Below are 15,379 nucleotides of genomic sequence, written 5' to 3'. Positions count from 1 at the left end.
GCCTACCTCCGACAAATGGTACTCGACGACCTGGGGAGTTCGCTCCGCGGCAGTCTCGACAAGCTCCGCGGGAAATCCCGCCTCGACGAGGAGGACGTCGAGGAGATAGTCAAGGAGATACAGCGGTCGCTGCTGCAGGCGGATGTCGAGGTCGACCTCGTGATGTCGCTGTCGGAGGACATCCGCGAGCGGGCACTCGAGGAAGAGCCACCTGCCGGCACCTCCGCCCGCGACCACGTCCTGCGTATCGTCTACGAGGAGCTGGTCGATCTGGTGGGGGAGTCGACAGAGCTTCCGCTGGAGGAGCAGACCATCATGCTCGCGGGGCTCCAAGGGTCGGGCAAGACCACCTCCGCAGCGAAGATGGCGTGGTGGTTCTCGAAAAAGGGGCTGAAGCCGGGCATCATCCAGACGGACACGTTCCGGCCGGGCGCCTACGACCAGGCCGAGCAGATGGCGGCGCGGGCTGAGGTGGACTTCTACGGCGACCCGGACAACGACGACCCCGTCGACATCGCCCGGAGAGGGAAGGAGGAGCTGTCCCACGTCGACGTGCTCATCGTCGACACCGCCGGCCGCCACGCGCTGGAAGACGAGCTCATCTCCGAGCTGGAGCAGATCGAGTCGGTCGTCGAGCCGGACCGGAACCTGCTCGTGCTCGACGCCGCCATCGGACAGGGCGCCAAGGAGCAGGCCGACCGCTTCGAGTCGGCGGTCGGCATCGACGGCGTCGTCATCACCAAGCTGGACGGCACCGCGAAGGGCGGCGGGGCGCTCGCGGCCGTCGACCGCACCGACTCGTCCATCGCCTTCCTCGGCACCGGCGAGGAGGTGCAGGACGTCGAGCGGTTCGAGCCGGACGGGTTCATCTCCCGGCTGCTGGGGATGGGCGATCTCAAGCAGCTCACCGAGCGGGTCGAGCGCGCGATGGAGGAGACGGGCACCGACGAAGAGGACTGGGACCCCGAGCAGATGCTTGAGGGCGAGTTCACGCTCCACGACATGCGCAAGCAGATGGAGGCGATGAACAATATGGGACCGCTTGGCCAGGTGATGGACATGATTCCAGGGCTTGGCGGCGGCGTCATGGACCAACTCCCGGACGACGCGATGGATGTCACCGAGGAGCGACTGCGCGATTTCGAGGTCATCATGGACTCGATGACCGACGACGAGATGGCGAACCCGCGGTCCGTATCGAAATCTCGCATCGAGCGTATCGCTCGCGGCTCTGGCAAGAGCGAGGAGAAAGTGCGCGAACTGCTCGAGCAGCACAAAACAATGGCCCGGATGATGAAGCAGTTCCAAGGGATGGGCGACGGCGACATGCAGCGGATGATGAAGCAGATGCAGGGCGGCGACGGCGGCGGTATGGGCGGGCTGGGGCCGTTCGGCTGAACACCCCCCGCGTTTTTCCTCCCGCCGGGTAACAGCCGGGCAATGAGCGTCCGTGCCACGGCGGCCGAGGCCTATCGGGAGGCGCTGCCGGCCGTCACCGCCAGCGCAATCGGCGGGCTGTTCGCGGGCGTGGTGCTTGGTGGGATGGAGGCGGAACTCGCCCGCGTGCCCGGACTCCTACTGTTGGTACCCGCGCTGTTAGCCACCCGTGGGAATGTCTACGGTTCGCTCGGTGCACGGCTGGCGAGCGCGCTCCACCAAGGGCTCATTGAACCGCGGGTCTCAGCGGGTGACCCGCGGCTCCGAGCGGCGGTGACGGCGGCGATGGCCAACGGGGTGCTGGTGAGCGGCTTCGCCGCGCTAGCGGGATTCGGCCTGCTCGTCAGCTTGGGCCGTCCACACGCCAGTCTCGCCACGCTGCTTGGTATCGCGCTCATTGCGGGCGTCGTCTCGGGGCTCCTGTTGACGCTCGCGGTCGTCGGCGTCGTCTTCGTCGGCTACCGGCGGGGACTGAACCCTGACACGCTCGCAGGCCCCGTCGTGACGACGACCGGCGACGTGGTCGGGGTGGCGACGCTGCTGGCCGCCGCACGGATCGTCCTCGCGCTCGGGGGTGGGGTGTGACGCGGTGGAGCGTCCGGGGCATCCTTGCCGACATGCTCCCGGTGCTGGTCGCGCTGACGCTCGTTGAACTCGGCTCAGGGTTGGTGCTCGACACGTTGCAGGCGACGCTACTGCGGTTTCCCTCCCTACTCGTGCTCGTACCCGTCACCATCGGGCTGGCGGGGAACCTCGGAGCTATCATGGCCTCGCGGCTGTCGACGGCGACCCACCTCGGCCTGCTCGCGTTCGAACCCGACGACGAGACGATTCTTGGCAACGCCATCGCGACGGCGGCGCTGGCTGCGACGCTGTTCCCGCTAGTCGGCGCGGGCGCGTGGGCCGTGCAGGCGTTACTAGCGGGGACCCGGCTCACGCTAATGACAGTGGTACTGGTAGCGACGCTGAGCGGGGCGGCACTGGCAACGCTCGCGGTCGTTGTCAGCGTTGCTGCCACCTACGTCGCGTTCCGGGTCGGCGCCGATCCCGATGATGTGGTGCTGCCGGTCGTCACAAACGTGTGTGACGTGCTGGGCGTACTCGTGCTGTTCGGCGTCGTCCGGCTGCTCGTTTAGTCGACGTCCAGTTCCTCGTCAGTCGGGTAGAAGCGGTCGAGCACCGCGTCGTGAAACTCAATGGCCCCAAAGATGAGCAGGAACAGCCCTACACCGAACGCGGTGAACAGCGGGTCCATGCTTCGGTGTACGACCGCACATCGTAAGTGTCTGGTGGGGAGTTGAGTCACAGCGCTTATCGGCGGTTCCGGGGTAGAGATTAGTGATGGAGGTCATCGGAACCGTCGGCCTGCCGGGGAGCGGGAAGGGCGAGTTCGCCGAGGTAGCACGCGAGCTCGGTGTCCCCGTCGTCACGATGGGCGACGTCATCCGCGAGGAGTGCCGCGCGCGGGGGCTTGACCCCGCCGACTACCACGGCGAGGTCGCGCGTGCGCTCCGCGAGGAGGACGGCCCCCTCGCGATAGCAGAGCGGTCGATACCGCTGGTGCACGAGGCTGGCGAGGGCGCCGAGACGGTCGTCGTAGACGGGCTGCGGTCAGCCGCCGAGCTCAAGCGATTCCGCGAGGCGTTCGGCGACGCGTTCACGCTGGTCGCCGTTGAGGCGCCCTTCGAGGCGCGGGCCGAGCGCATCGACGCCCGCGGCCGTGACAACACCGCCGCGGAGACGCTGCGCGACCGCGACGAGCGGGAGCTCGGCTTCGGGATGGGTGAGGCAATCGAGCAGGCGGACCGCCGCATTGAGAACGACGGCTCGCTAGCGGCGTTCCGCGAGGCGGTCCGGGAGGTGCTCGACGCGTGAGCATCGTCTATGCTGTTGACGTGGCGATTCGTACACCCGTCCACGACACCGAACTGCCAGACCGGGTGGCGCGGGCGGTCGAGAACCTGTTCCCTGAGGCCGATCTGACGTGGGGCGATGGCGAACTCCGCGGAGAGGCCCACGGATTGGCGACATTCGCCGAGCAGCTGCGCGAGCAGGCTATCCTCGACGTCGCCCGTGAGACGCTCCTCGAGAACCGTGAGGGGGCGACGACGACGTTCCGGCTGAAGAAGGCCGCCGCCTTCGAGGGCGTGGTCAACTTTGCGGTTGGGACGGTCGATGAGCTCGGGGAAATCGAGGTCGAACTGACGGTCCACGACCCCTCCTTCGAGGCGTACGTCGACCACGTCGCGCCACCCACGGAGGACGGCGAGCCGCTGACGTAGTTACTCACCGAGCCCTGAAAGGTGAATCGCGATCCACTCTGAACGGTCGCGCCGGCGGGTCACGCGCACCTCAGTCACCCACTTTACCCACTGGAACCCGCGCCGCTCGGGAGCGACCAGCCGGAGCGGGAAGCCGTGGCCGTGGCTCAGCCGCTCGCCATCGACGCCTGTGGCGAGCAGTGTCTCACGGGCTTCGGTGAGCGGGAGCGACCATCGGTAGCCGGTGACCGAGCGGAACTGCACCCACGCAGCGTCGTCGGCGACGCCCGCAGCCCGGAGCAGCGCGTCGACCCGCACTCCGTGCCAGTCGTGCTCGGAGTACCAGCCGCTCGTGCAGTCGAGCAGCGCCCGCTCCGTCTCCATCGGCGCGAGGTCGTCGTAGTCAAACGTGACATCGCGGGCGACCAAGCCGGTCACCCCGAGCGTCCAGTCGTCGGCGTCGACCGGCGCGGGGTCATCGGCGACCCACGCGGTGACGGGAAAGCGGTTGCCGGCGTCGGAGCCGCGCTCGCGCGAGCCGGTGAACCGCCGCTTCGTGCCGATGGCATCTGTGGCACGGTATGCGGCTGCGCCCAGCGCGACGCCGCCAAGCCACGCGAGCGTGCCGCGGCGGTCGGTGAGACTCGCCCGCGAGGGGACGTAGAGACGGTCGCGCAGGTGGCCGACCAAGACGAGCGTTGCGATGACGCCGACGGCGGCGTGGGCGACCAACAGGGTCCACGGGCCCGGGATGGACGCGCCGAGCACCCACCCAAGCCCCGAGGCGAGCGCGGCGACGGCGAGCAGGGTCAACAGAATGGAGACACCGACAGTGGGCGAGCGGGCCGCGAGGCCAGCGCGGACGCGCGCCTGGACACGCCATAGCTTCGCCGCGAGGAAGCCGACGAGTGTGATACTGGCGGCGCCATGGACGAAAAAAATCCACGCGTCACTCGGTCGGGCGAGGAGGCTCGCCAATCCCGTCCCGAGCGCGACGAGGACACCTGCGAGCAGCGTGTAATCGACCAGCGCATCCGGGAGCCGCACAGGCCGTATTGGAGCCCGAGGGGCTTCAGCGTTGAGCTGGCTACCGCGAGAAGAGACTAGTATGGACAGGTGCGAAGTCACCGCCGTCGTCCGTCTCAGTGGTGTCGGTGACGGCCCGGCCGGTGATGCCATCGGCGAGGAAGTCGGCGAGCGGCGGTCCGACGTGTTCCGGCTCGACGAGGAAGGCGTCGTGACCGTGGTCGGACTCAACGACGTGATGAGCGACCCGGCCGCCAGTCTCCCGGCCCGCCTCAGCGAGCTCTTCCCCCTGGCCGACGGTAAAGTGCCAGTCGCCAGTGAAGGAGACGACGAGCAGTTCACCGTCGAACGCCGCGAGTGCGGCCGCATCCGACTCGTAGCCGGCCGCAAGGTCGTAGCTGTCCATCGCGCGGGTGAGGTACAGATACGAGTTAGCGTCGAACCGCTCGGCGAACCGCTCGCCGTTGTAGTCGAGGTACGACTCTACCTCGCGGTAGGGGAAGAAGCCGGCCGCGGGGTCGAGTTCGAAGGAGTCGCGTGCGGCGTCCATCCCTGCCGAGCGGCGCCCGAACTTCTTCTCCATCGACGCCTTCGAGAGATACATCACGTGGCCGATCTGGCGAGCGAGCGCGAGCCCCTGAGTGGGGCCGTCGTCAAGCGCCGGCTCCTCACCGTAGTAGTCGCCGTTCTGCCACTCTGGGTCGGTGGTGATAGCCCGGCGGGCGATGGCCTCCAGCGCAAGACACTGCGCGTCCAACCGCGCGCCGGCTGCAATCGGGACCACACGGTCGACGTGGTCCGGGTGGCGCTTCGCCCACTCAAGCGCGTTCATCCCACCAACGGAGCCGCCGACGACAGCGTGGAGATGTGGAATGCCGAGTTCGTCAAGCAGGCGTCGCTGGGCGCGGGTCCAGTCGCCGACAGTCACCGCGGGGAAGTCGGTGCCCCATGGCTCGCCGTCGGGCGCCTCGCTGAGTGGGCCTGACGAGCCGTAACAGGAACCGGGGACGTTGGCGCAGACGACGTAATACTCGTTTGTGTCGATGGCCTTGCCGGGGCCGACGATGTCGTCCCACCATGCGGCGGCCTGGCCGGCGGTGTCGTCGCGGCGCCGCCGGCCGGCGACGTGATGGGAGCCGGTGAGCGCGTGACAGACGAGCACAGCGTTGTCGCCGGTGAACTCGCCGTATGCCTCGTAGGCGAGTCGGAGATCCGGGACAGACTCGCCGCAGTCGAACTCGAACTCGCCGAGGGTGACGTCGGGGCTCACGGCTCGATTGCCTCCGCCAAGTCGGCGATGATGTCCTCGGTATCTTCGAGGCCGACCGACAGCCTGAGCATGTCGGGGGTGACACCCGAGGCGCGCTGTTCCGCCTCGGACAGCTGTGCATGGGTCGTACTCGCGGGGTGGATGACGAGCGTGCGGGCGTCGCCAATATTGGCAAGGAACGTCGCCACCTCGACATCCTCGCAGACCCGCTTACCGCCTTCGTAGCCGTCTGCCAGCCCGAAGGTGACCATCCCCCCATAGCCGCCATCGAGGTACTCGCCTGCTGCGGCGTGGGTCTCGTGGTCGGCGAGGCCGGGGTAGTTCACCCACGCTACCTCGGGGTGGTCAGCGAGCCAGTCGGCGACGCGAGCAGCGTTCTCGCAGTGTCGCTCCATCCGTAGGCCGAGCGTTTCGACGCCCTGGAGGGTGGCCCAGGCGTCGAAGGGGCTCTGCTGGTCGCCCAGCGAGCGAAGCCCCCGCTGGCGGACCGCCTCAGTGAGCGCTCGGTCGCCGAACCGCTCCGTGAAATCAAGCTCATCAAAGGCGGGGTTGGCCGCGAGTTCGGGGTAGCGGTCCGGGTAGTCGGCCCACGGGAACGAGCCGCCGTCGACGAGCACGCCGCCGACGGTGGAGCCGGAGCCGTGAATCCACTTGGTCGTTGATTCCCACACGAGGTCTGCGCCGTGCTCGAGCGGACGACACAGTGCGGGCGTCGCGAACGTGTTGTCGACGAACAGTGGGACGCCATGCTCGTGGGCAACATCGGCAATCTCCTCGATAGGCGGGGTCACCAGCGCCGGGTTACCGATAGTCTCGAGGTGGACGTAGGCCGTGCGGTCGTCGATGGCCTCAGCGTACGCTGCCGGATCAAGCGTGTCGACGAACCGTGCCTCGATGCCGCGCCGGCGGGCAGTGTAGCTTAGGTACGCGTGGGTACCACCATAGACGGCCGACGCAGAGACAACGTTGTCGCCAGTCTCTGCCAGCACGAGCGTTGCGGCATCGAGCGCGGCCATCCCCGATGACGTGGCACACGCCCCTGTCCCGTCGTGCAGCGAGGCGAGTCGACGCTCGAGCGTAGCTGTCGTCGGGTTGGAGATGCGCGAGTAGACGTGGTCTTCTCGTTCCAGCGCGTACAGCTCCGCGGCCGTCTCAGCGTCAGGAAATTCGTAGGAGGTGGTCTGGTAGATGGGCGGCGCCGCAGCACCAGTCTGGGGATCCGGTTCGTGGCCCGCGTGAAGACACCGCGTGTGGAAGCCGAGGTCGCGTCCGTTCATGTACCGCACGCATAACTCTCCACGATTCTATAACCAAGAGTTACGGCAACATTTGTATGTCGACGGCTAACACGGTCGCCGGAGAGACCACGAGCTTTAACCACAAGAGCCGCGGAGAGCGGATATGACCGAATCGGCCCGTAACGTCCTCTTCGTCGTGCTGGACACGGTCCGGAAGGACCACCTCACGCCGTATGGCTACGGCGAGCCGACGACGCCTGTGCTCGATGCGTTCGCCGAGGAGGCCGTCGTCTACGAGGAGGCAGTGGCGCCTGCGCCGTGGACACTGCCGGTTCATGCTTCGATGTTCACCGGCCGCTACCCAAGCGAGCACGGCGCCAGCCAAGAGCGGCCCTATCTTGAGGAGTCGACGGGGACGCTTGCCGAGGCGATGAGTGCGGCCGGCTACCGGACGGCCTGCTACTCCTCCAACGCGTGGATAACGCCATACACTCGACTGACGGTCGGCTTCGACGCACAGGATAATTTCTTTGAGGTGATGCCCGGTGACCTTCTTTCGGGGACGCTTGCGGACCTTTGGCAACGGGTGAACGATAGCGACCAGCTCCGGGCGGTCGCTAACCGCCTTGTCGAGCTGGGCAATGACATCCATGAGTACTTTGCCGGCGCCGACAGCGCCGACTCAAAGACCCCCGACGTCGTTGACCGGGCGATTGAATTCACCGACGGAGAAGAGGGGTGGTTCGCCTTCCTCAACCTGATGGACGCCCACCTTCCCGTCTACCCGCCCGAGGAGTATCGCGAGCAGTTCGCCCCCGGCGTCGATCCAGACACTGTGTGTCAGAACTCCAAGGAGTACAACTCCGGCGCGCGCGATGTCACCGAAACAGAGTTCACGGACATCCGGGGGCTGTACGACGCCGAGATTCGCCACATGGACGCCCAACTCCAGCGGCTGTTCGACCATCTAAAGACAACCGATCAGTGGGAGGAGACGCTTGTCGTCGTGTGTGCGGACCACGGTGAACTCCACGGTGAACACGGGTTGTATGGCCACGAATTCGGTATCTATGACCCACTGGTAAACGTCCCGCTGCTAGTGAAGGCGCCGACGCTTGACCCCGGCCGGAATGAGGACACGGTCGAGCTGCAAGACCTCTACCATACGGTACTCGACTTCGCAGACGTGCCGGCAGTCGAGGGCGGCCGCGAACCTGAGTCGACCCGGTCGCTACTGTCTGTCGACTACCGCGACTTTGCCGACGCCGACTACGGCTTCGTGGAGTACCACCGCCCAGTGGTCGAACTCAAGCAGCTGGAGACGAAAGCCAACGAGGCAGGAATCGACCTTTCGACCGATTCACGATTCTACTCGCGGATGCGAGCAGCCCGCCGGCCAGATGCGAAGTATATCCGCAATGAGCGTATCGCCGACGAAGCATACCGACTCGACCGCGACCCCGGCGAGACGGAGAATCTCGCCGGCGGCGATGACGAGCAGCTCGCGGCAGTAGAGACGCGGCTCCGCGAGTTCGAGCGAGATATCGGTGAGACGTGGGACGATGACGACGGGCCTGGCGAGGACGTACTTGAGGAGATGGACGAGACGACCAAAGAGCGCCTGCAGGATCTCGGCTACGTCGAGTAGCCCGTGGCGCTGCCAGTCGATAGGCGAACGGTCGCCAGGACGCTCGCCGGCTTCGCCGTCGCCGTCGTCGTACTCGCGCTGGTCGCCGCCGGAATCGGTCTCGGCGAACTTCGGCGGGCGCTCGCGGGCGCTGATCTTCGCTGGTTGGCGGTCGGCTGTCTGTCCACCGCGACATGTCTCGCACTGTGGGGGAAAGCCTGGCAAATCGTCCTCCGGGTGACGGGTGTGGAGGTGCCGTACCGCCGGCTTGTCATCACCTACTTCGCGGCGACATTCGCCAACTACGCCACGCCGCTGGGTCAGGCCGGCGGCGAACCATTCATCGCGTACGTGCTCTCGCGGGATACAGACGCCAGTTACGAGGAATCGCTCGCTTCCGTCGTCACCGCTGACCTGCTGAACCTACTGCCGTTCTTTTCCTTCTCAGCGGTGGGGTTATCCGTACTGCTGGCCCGCTCATCGCTTCCGGGGGCGGCGACGGGGCTCGCGCGAGGACTGCTAGCGATGGCCGTCGGCGTCCCCCTGCTGGTGGCGGTCGGCTGGCGATTCCGCGAGCGGCTCCGGGCTGGAATCCTCCGGCTGGTCGCGCCCATCACGCGGGTCACCGACCGTGTGGAGACCGCGAGCGTCGCCGACCGCATTGACGAACTGTACGCTGCGTTCGGCCGCATCGCCGCCGACCGTCGGGCGCTCATTGAGGCGGTGGCGTTCGCATACCTCGGCTGGGTGTTCTTCGCGCTGCCGCTCTACTTCGCCGGGCTGACGCTCGGCGTCGGAGCTATCGATCCCCTGCTCGTGCTATTTGTCGTCCCCGCGTCGACGCTGGCCGGGCTCACCCCGTCGCCGGGCGGGCTGGGCGGCGTTGAGGTGGCGCTGGTGGCGCTGCTGGTCGCGCTCGCGCCGGTGAGCGCGGCGACGGCGCTGGCGCTCGCACTGGTTTACCGAGCCGCAAGCTACTGGTTTGCGCTCATCGTCGGCGGCGTCGCGGCCGTCGTCGTCTTGGCGCGGACCTGACGTTACGCGAGTAGTCGGTCGTAGACCTCAACAACGCCCTCGCGTACTTCAGCCATCGGGATGCCCGCGCGGTCGGCCAGCGCGAGCGCGCCGCCCATCCCGACTCCTTCTTTGGCCTCACCTGCGAGGTACCGCTCGAACGCAACGTGGGAGTCGTCGAAACCAGGGTCAGTGACTGTCACCTCAAGATTGAACGCTTCGGCCGCCCCCGCAAGATCCACCATCGAATCATTGGCGATAAACGAGGTGGTCGCCAACCGGAGCGGCGTCTCGACGCCGGCGTGGCGCGCGAGTGCAGCCACCGCCACAAGTTGGGTGCCGCCTGCGAGCGTCACCAGAGTCCCTGACTCGACGGCACCGGCGACCAGCCCACCCAGCACCGCCGCCGTCGGATCGCCCATCCGGCGGACAGCCCGCTTGGGCTGGCCGGCGCAGTCGCCGGCCGTGAGGTCGCTCGCAGCCAGCCCTGACTCAACGACCTCGCGTTTCAGCGCCAGCGGGTTCTCCGGGAACGACGAGGAGACGCCTGCCTCCTCCCCGAGCGCGGTCAACACGCCCAGTGCTGTCGTTGTCCCGCCGGGCACCGTCTCCGCGAGCAGCAGTTCTTCGTCGGGGAGCGCGCGACCGAACTCGCGGGCCGCGGCCCACGCGCCGAACGCGGTCGGCACCGGTTCCGGGTCGCGGACATCGCCGCCGGGGTGAGCGCCGACCGTGACCGTTCCGGCGGCGGTTGGCTCCGCGAGACCGGCGTCGACGACCGTGACCGGAAAGCCGAGTCGGTCGCGTACCGCCCGGGTAACGACGGCAGGCGTCGGACAGCCCGACGGCGAGACAGGCGTGACCGGTGACCGGACAGGCTGTCCGTATTCCAGTATCTCGGCGTCAGCACTCGGCGTGTGAACCATCACGTCCGGGTCGGCACCGGCGGCGCTGATGCCGTCGATGGTCGCCGTCTCCGTCGTGCCCGCGGCGAGGACGAATCGCGTCATGGGCAGCCCTGTGGCGCCGCCGGGCTTCAGTCGTCCGGTCGGCCGTCGGCCGGTCCGGCGCAGGGTACAAACCGCCGGGCTGCGTGGCCGCGGTATGAGCCTCCCCGACGGCGCCGCCGACGCGCTCCAGCACTATATCGACACGCACCACGAGTTTCTCTCGTGGCTCGACGTCACCGTCGACGACCTGGCTGTGGGCCGGGCGGTGCTGTCGATACCGTACCAGCGGAAGCTGACGAACGTACCGTGGACGGGCGACGACGGCGAGACCCGCCATCCGGTGCAGGGCGGTGTCGCATCGACGCTCATCGACACCGCCGGCGGGATGGCGCTGCGGGGCCACCTCGACGACGTCGTCGAGGACGGGATGGCGACCATCACGCTCAACGTGAACTATCTTGAGGCGGCGACAGGCGACCTCACGGCGACAGCGGAGGTGGTGCGGGCGGGCACCACTGTCGGCGTGAGCGAGGTGCTGCTGGAGAGCGAGACGCCTGACGGGGAGGTGGAGCCGGTCGCTGTTGGGACCGGCGCCTACCGGCTGTTTCGCTCCTAACGTCGGACATACGTCCGACGGGTGTTTTTGTAGAGCCGGCGATAGCAGCCAGTATGGACACGACGACGGGCGGACTCCTCGAGCGAGAGACGCTGGCGCGGGCCGGCCCGCTTATCGGGCTGTGCACGGTGGCGCTGACGGCGGCGTTCGTCGGCGTCATTGGACTGGCGTCGGGCGCGACCGGAGGCGTCGTCGGCCGGTTACCGCTGTACGTGCTCGCGAGCGCTGTCGCCTTCGTCGCGACGCTGCTCGCGGCAGAGGACCGCCGTGGCGGCGGCGTGACGACGCTTATCAGAGCGGGCGTCGTCGGCGCCGTCGGCTTCGTCCTACTGGGGCTCGGTACTGAGGGTGTCATCTACGCGGTGACCAATCCGGACGCAGTCGTCGCCTCCCACCTGTTCGTCTACTTGTTATCGGCGGCTATTATCGCCTCCGGGCTCGGCTACTGGGCGGTCCAGAACCGCGGGTTGGTCCGCGCGCTTATCCGCGGGAGCCGCATCTAACACGGCTCATGCGAACGTGACGCTCTCGAGCGTCGTCAACTCGCCGAACAGCCAGTCAGCATGCTCTAAAGCGTACTCGCGGTGGTCTTCCTCGATAGCGCCGATTGCATCTTCCACGAGCACGGGCCGGTAGTCCCGCAGACCGGCCGAGCCTGCGGTGTGGAGCACACAGACGTTCGCCAGTGTGCCACAGAGCAACAGATCGTTGACATCGCGAGCCGACAGCCAGCCGTCCAACTCTGTCTCGTGGAACGCGTCGTAGGTATGCTTCTCGACGATATGATCGGGCTCCGCGACTGGCAGAGCCTCATGGAGCTGTGCCTCCCACGAGCCCTCGCGGACGTGCTCGCCCCAGCGGTCGAATTCGTCGTAATAGTGATTGCCGTCGAACTGCTCGGGCGGGTGGACGTCTCGCGTGAACACGACGCGGGCACCCGCGTCGTGGGCGCGCTCGATTAGGTCGGCACACGGTTCAAGCGCTGCCTCGCTGCCGGGCGCATACAGAGAGCCGTCCGGGTGACAGAAGCCGTTCTGCATGTCGACGACTACCACCGCCGTCGCGTCTGGGTCGAACGTCTCTGTGAACATACGTGTGGCTACACGCTCGAGGGCAAAAACTCCCGTCGGACGCGCCGCTTTTGTCTGTGGCGCCCCAGCAGTGGGTATGCGAACACGGCACGCCGTCGTCCTCGCTGTCCTTGTTGCGCTGGCGGGCTGTGGCGCGGGCTACGTCGAGAACACGCCGCCACAGTGGGGGACGGAGACCAAGACGCCGACGGCCGCGTCGACGACGGACGGGGCGGCGGGCGCACCGGGCGACCCCGCAGGCGACCGACTGGGCTGGGAGAACGGCCGCTGGGCCAACGAGACTCTTCAACTTGACCGCTCTGACGGGCTCAACGAGACGGAACGGGACGCCGTCGTCAACCGGGCGATGGCTCGTGTCGAGCAGGTGCGCCGGCTGGAGTTCAAGCAGGATGTCCCAGTCGAGTTGGTGTCACGCGAGGAGTTCCAGAGCGGGGGGAGCCGCGAGTACCCCGACTCACTCCGGCAGTTTGACAACGCGAAGTTCGAAGCGCTGTTCCTTGTCGACGAAGACACCGACTCACTCGCCGTCCAGCAGTCGAACCGCGGCTCGTCGGTAGCGGGCTTCTATGTGCCAAGTCAAGACCGCATCGTCGTCATCTACGGCGGCGAAACGCCAGACCTCCCCGGCGAGGGGACGCTCGCGCACGAACTCGTCCACGCGCTCCAAGACCAGCACTTCGATCTCGGGTCGATAACCGCGTCAACACGCGACGGCCAGAACGCGAACAACGGTCTCATAGAGGGTGACGCCAATCTCGTGCAGGATCGCTACGGCGCCAACTGCGGCGCGGCGTGGTCGTGTCTCGACGCACCGGCCGGCGGCTCCGGCGGCGGCGGTGACCTCCACGTCGGCGTCTACGTGCTGAGCTTCTTCCCGTACAGCGATGGCCCCGGGTTCGTCGACTACTATCAAAAACGGGGTGGCTGGGAACGCGTGAATGAAATGTACGCCGACCCGCCGGCCTCGGCCGAACAGGTCATCCACCCCGAAAAGTACGCCGTCGACCGCGACCGGCCGACGGACATCCGGCTCGCTGACCGGACGTCTGACGGCTGGACGCGGCTCCGGCCAGAGGGTCGGGCCGACGCGGCCGTTCTCGGCCAGTCAGGCATTGCAACGATGTTCGCGTACACGCTGTACGACACCGAAAACGAGGAGCAGTCCGTCGTTGGCCCTGAAGAGTTCCTCAACCGCAAGGACGGCGAAATCGACCGGTCTGACCCATTCAATTATGGCTTCGCGGCCGCCGCCGGCTGGGATGGCGATCGGCTCCACGTCTACACGAAAGACGACGAGACGGCCTACGTCTGGAAGACGGCGTGGGACTCGCCAGCTGAGGCCGAGGAATTCGCTGCCGCCTATCGTGACCTGCTACGCCACTATGGCGCCGACCGGGTCGCGCCGGGCGTTTACCGCATCGACTCGGGTCCGTATGCCGACACATTCCGCGTTAGCCGGGATAGCGAGACGGTGACGGTCGTCAACGCGCCGACGCGATCGGCCCTCGCGGATGTCCGGAGCTGAGTGAGGATGTGGCGCGCCGTCGTGCTCGCCGTCCTTGCGGCACTAGCCGGCTGTAGTGTCGGCTTCGCGCCCGGTGGGTCGCCGACGCCTTCCCCCTCTCCGACCGCCGAGCCTGATCGTATCGGCGTCGAGGACGGCTACCGCTACGACGCGCCGCTCGCGACGACAGCGAACAGCAGCGACGTGGCGCTGGAGGCCGTCGTCGCGCGGACGACCGCCCGCATCGAGCGGCTTCGCGGCGTCGAGTTCCGCGGCGACGTGGAGGTGGTGCTGCTGTCGCGGAACGAGTACCGCGCGCGGAACATCTCGTTTACCCCCGCGGTCGACCACACGGCGTCAGTCCGATGGGAGGCCGCGTTCATGATCGGCGAGGACACCGACGCCGGCCGCGTCGTCGATGCGCTGTTCGGCGGCGCCGTCGCGGGCTACTACCTTCCTGGCTCGGACCGTATTGTTCTCGTCTCGGAGTCGGGCGAACGAATCGACACCCGGACGCTCGCGCATGAACTCATCCATGCGCTCCAGGATCAGCGGGGCTGGCGCGTCAGGGGCGCCGACAGCTTTGATGCCCGCCTAGCGGCGACCGGACTCACCGAGGGAGAGGCCGTTGCGGTGACGCGGGCGTACGCAGCTCGGTGTTCGGAGACGTGGTCGTGTCTTCCGACCGAGCCGACCCGAGGGAATGTCTCGGCAGTCGTTGCCCACCCAGGCGTCTACCTGACCTTCCGAGCGCCGTATGTCGCTGGTGCCAACTTCGTCAGCCATCTGCGCGAGCGGGGCGGCTGGCCGGCGGTGACGGCGGCGTATGACCGGCCACCGCGGTCGACCCGCGAGCTGCTCTCGCCGGCAGTCTACCCGACTGACAAGTCGACACCGACCGTCTCCGACCGCTCGACTGGCGCGTGGAAACGAACCGGGACAGACACAGTGGGGCAGGCCGCCACCCACGCGGCGTTCTGGGCAAACCGACTCGTCGCGCGAGATGATGACGCAATTGCGACCGACTATGAGGACCCATACTCGGAGGGGCTGGTCGCCGATCGCATCGTCGTCTACCGGGCTGGTGACCGCGATGGCTACGTCTGGCGGCTCCGGTTTGTGAATGCGAGTGAGGCGAGTGAGTTCGTAGATGGATACCGCCGCCTGCTCGAACAGCACGACGCCGACCGACACGGGGGAGGCGTCTACCGAATCGACTCAGGGCCGTTCGCCGACGCGTTTCGCATCCGGCGAGACGGCGACACCGTTACCGTCGTCAATGGACCGACGATCGCGAGCCTGGATGCGATACACGGGTAGCTTTTTCGCTGGCGACACCGACGAT

Annotated in this window: 17 protein-coding genes; 11 read left to right on the top strand and 6 right to left on the bottom strand. The window is 67.3% G+C overall.

Features of this window, described 5'->3' with window-relative positions:
- The first annotated feature begins 15 nt into the window (after window positions 1–15).
- From ABEJ63_RS02920 to ABEJ63_RS02910, 3 genes are read left to right on the top strand one after another with little or no spacing between them, the layout of a single operon-like run.
- Entirely contained in the window at window positions 16–1,398 is a 1,383-nt protein-coding gene (locus tag ABEJ63_RS02920) for a signal recognition particle protein Srp54 (RefSeq protein ID WP_375794849.1), read from the top strand.
- Window positions 1,399–1,440: 42 nt separating this feature from the next.
- Window positions 1,441–2,022: a magnesium transporter gene (locus ABEJ63_RS02915; protein WP_375794848.1), complete on the top strand. Its 582-nt coding sequence runs from the start codon at window positions 1,441–1,443 to the stop codon at window positions 2,020–2,022.
- Window positions 2,023–2,054: 32 nt separating this feature from the next.
- A complete protein-coding gene (locus tag ABEJ63_RS02910; protein WP_375794919.1) occupies window positions 2,055–2,573 on the top strand; it encodes a magnesium transporter in 519 nt (172 codons plus the stop codon).
- Here the strand turns inward: ABEJ63_RS02910 and ABEJ63_RS02905 are convergent.
- On the bottom strand, window positions 2,570–2,692 hold the full coding sequence (locus tag ABEJ63_RS02905; RefSeq protein ID WP_375794847.1) for a hypothetical protein: 123 nt from the start codon (window positions 2,690–2,692) through the stop codon (window positions 2,570–2,572). The two genes, ABEJ63_RS02910 and ABEJ63_RS02905, sit on opposite strands and share 4 nt — an antisense overlap.
- 86 nt (window positions 2,693–2,778) lie before the next feature.
- Between ABEJ63_RS02905 and ABEJ63_RS02900 the strand changes: the two genes are divergently transcribed.
- Entirely contained in the window at window positions 2,779–3,312 is a 534-nt protein-coding gene (locus ABEJ63_RS02900; protein WP_375794846.1) for an AAA family ATPase, read from the top strand.
- On the top strand, window positions 3,309–3,719 hold the full coding sequence (locus tag ABEJ63_RS02895) for an RNA-binding domain-containing protein (RefSeq protein WP_375794845.1): 411 nt from the start codon (window positions 3,309–3,311) through the stop codon (window positions 3,717–3,719). The genes ABEJ63_RS02900 and ABEJ63_RS02895 overlap by 4 nt, the downstream gene beginning before the upstream one ends.
- Here the strand turns inward: ABEJ63_RS02895 and ABEJ63_RS02890 are convergent, their stop codons facing one another.
- Genes ABEJ63_RS02890 through ABEJ63_RS02880 form a run of 3 tightly spaced genes read right to left on the bottom strand, consistent with a single transcriptional unit; the run spans window position 3,720 to window position 7,271 of the window.
- Entirely contained in the window at window positions 3,720–4,745 is a 1,026-nt protein-coding gene (locus ABEJ63_RS02890; RefSeq protein WP_375794844.1) for a molybdopterin-dependent oxidoreductase, read from the bottom strand.
- A 40-nt stretch (window positions 4,746–4,785) separates the two neighbouring features.
- On the bottom strand, window positions 4,786–5,994 hold the full coding sequence (gene metX / locus ABEJ63_RS02885; RefSeq protein ID WP_375794843.1) for a homoserine O-acetyltransferase: 1,209 nt from the start codon (window positions 5,992–5,994) through the stop codon (window positions 4,786–4,788).
- Window positions 5,991–7,271, bottom strand: a complete 1,281-nt coding sequence (locus tag ABEJ63_RS02880; protein ID WP_375794842.1) for an O-acetylhomoserine aminocarboxypropyltransferase/cysteine synthase family protein — start codon at window positions 7,269–7,271, stop codon at window positions 5,991–5,993. The genes metX and ABEJ63_RS02880 overlap by 4 nt, the downstream gene beginning before the upstream one ends.
- 124 nt (window positions 7,272–7,395) lie before the next feature.
- On the opposite strand from ABEJ63_RS02880, the gene ABEJ63_RS02875 reads away from it, so the two are divergent.
- Together ABEJ63_RS02875 and ABEJ63_RS02870 are read left to right on the top strand one after the other, a co-directional pair.
- Window positions 7,396–8,880 carry a sulfatase gene (locus tag ABEJ63_RS02875; protein WP_375794841.1) on the top strand — a complete coding sequence of 495 codons (1,485 nt, stop codon included), beginning with the start codon at window positions 7,396–7,398 and terminating at the stop codon, window positions 8,878–8,880.
- A 3-nt stretch (window positions 8,881–8,883) separates the two neighbouring features.
- Entirely contained in the window at window positions 8,884–9,894 is a 1,011-nt protein-coding gene (locus ABEJ63_RS02870) for a YbhN family protein (RefSeq protein ID WP_375794840.1), read from the top strand.
- Window positions 9,895–9,896: 2 nt separating this feature from the next.
- Here the strand turns inward: ABEJ63_RS02870 and ABEJ63_RS02865 are convergent, their stop codons facing one another.
- Window positions 9,897–10,883 (bottom strand): nicotinate-nucleotide--dimethylbenzimidazole phosphoribosyltransferase, encoded by a 987-nt coding sequence (locus tag ABEJ63_RS02865; RefSeq protein ID WP_375794839.1) that lies wholly within the window; start codon window positions 10,881–10,883, stop codon window positions 9,897–9,899.
- A 94-nt stretch (window positions 10,884–10,977) separates the two neighbouring features.
- Between ABEJ63_RS02865 and ABEJ63_RS02860 the strand changes: the two genes are divergently transcribed.
- Window positions 10,978–11,439: a PaaI family thioesterase gene (locus ABEJ63_RS02860; RefSeq protein ID WP_375794838.1), complete on the top strand. Its 462-nt coding sequence runs from the start codon at window positions 10,978–10,980 to the stop codon at window positions 11,437–11,439.
- Window positions 11,440–11,492: 53 nt separating this feature from the next.
- The gene (locus ABEJ63_RS02855; protein WP_375794837.1) at window positions 11,493–11,942 is read left to right on the top strand and encodes a hypothetical protein; all 450 of its coding nucleotides are present in this window, start codon (window positions 11,493–11,495) and stop codon (window positions 11,940–11,942) included.
- Window positions 11,943–11,948: 6 nt separating this feature from the next.
- Here ABEJ63_RS02855 and ABEJ63_RS02850 read toward each other — a convergent pair whose 3' ends face one another.
- Complete coding sequence (locus tag ABEJ63_RS02850) at window positions 11,949–12,530, bottom strand: cysteine hydrolase family protein (RefSeq protein ID WP_375794836.1); 582 nt, start codon at window positions 12,528–12,530, stop codon at window positions 11,949–11,951.
- Window positions 12,531–12,606: 76 nt separating this feature from the next.
- On the opposite strand from ABEJ63_RS02850, the gene ABEJ63_RS02845 reads away from it, so the two are divergent.
- Together ABEJ63_RS02845 and ABEJ63_RS02840 are read left to right on the top strand one after the other, a co-directional pair.
- Complete coding sequence (locus ABEJ63_RS02845; protein WP_375794835.1) at window positions 12,607–14,055, top strand: Hvo_1808 family surface protein; 1,449 nt, start codon at window positions 12,607–12,609, stop codon at window positions 14,053–14,055.
- Window positions 14,056–14,061: 6 nt separating this feature from the next.
- Window positions 14,062–15,354, top strand: coding sequence for an Hvo_1808 family surface protein (locus tag ABEJ63_RS02840; protein WP_375794834.1), 1,293 nt, complete (start codon window positions 14,062–14,064; stop codon window positions 15,352–15,354).
- Window positions 15,355–15,379 lie beyond the last annotated feature (25 nt).

This window comes from Halosegnis sp., from assembly GCF_042216475.1.
Classification (GTDB): Archaea; Halobacteriota; Halobacteria; order Halobacteriales; family Haloarculaceae; genus Halosegnis.
Note: the sequence above shows the minus strand (reverse complement) of the source record. Positions and strands in the feature narration are given on the sequence as shown.